Origin of the sequence: Geobacillus sp. FJAT-46040 (assembly GCF_002335725.1) — a bacterium.
Lineage (GTDB): Bacteria > Bacillota > Bacilli > Bacillales > Anoxybacillaceae > Geobacillus > Geobacillus thermoleovorans.
In genome coordinates this window covers 101,379-101,979 of record NZ_NISS01000001.1, presented here as the reverse complement: position 1 = coordinate 101,979, position 601 = coordinate 101,379, and the positions used below count along the sequence as shown (strand labels likewise).

Sequence of the window (601 nt, the reverse complement as noted above, 5' to 3'; positions counted from 1 at the left end):
TTGACGGGCTGCGGATCGTCACGAAGGAAGCGGTGCTTCGTTGCGGGAAGCCGAAACGCATTTACTCGGACAACGGGAAAATTTATCGGTCCGAGGTGCTGCAGTATGCGTGCGCCGAGATGGGGATTACGCTCATCCACACCCAGCCGTATGATCCGCAAAGCAAGGGGAAAATCGAACGGTTCTTCCGCACCGTGCAGACGCGGTTTTATCCGCTGTTGGAGCTGAATCCGCCGAAGTCGCTTGACGAGTTGAACGAGCGTTTTTGGAAGTGGCTTGAAGAAGAGTATCATCGAAAACCTCACGCCTCGCTTGATGGGAAAACGCCGCATGAGGTGTCTCAGTCCCAAGTGGAACGAGTGGTGTGGATCGAAGACATCGATTGGCTGGACGCGATTTTTCTGAAGCGGGAGCACCGCAAGGTCAAAGCCGATGGAACGATCACCTTGAACAAGCAGCTGTATGAAGTGCCGCCCCGGTTCATTGGGCAATCGATTGAACTCCGCTATGACGAACGGGGCGTCTATGTGTACGAAGATGGAAGGAAGGTGGCGGAGGCCGTTCGGGTTCGTTTGGAGGACAACGCCTATGTAAAACGCCA

Annotated in this window: 1 protein-coding gene; it reads left to right on the top strand. The window is 54.7% G+C overall.

From position 1 onward, the window contains the following. The coding region (locus CD000_RS00585; RefSeq protein ID WP_198962470.1) for an integrase core domain-containing protein at positions 1-601 on the top strand (601 nt) is incomplete at both ends.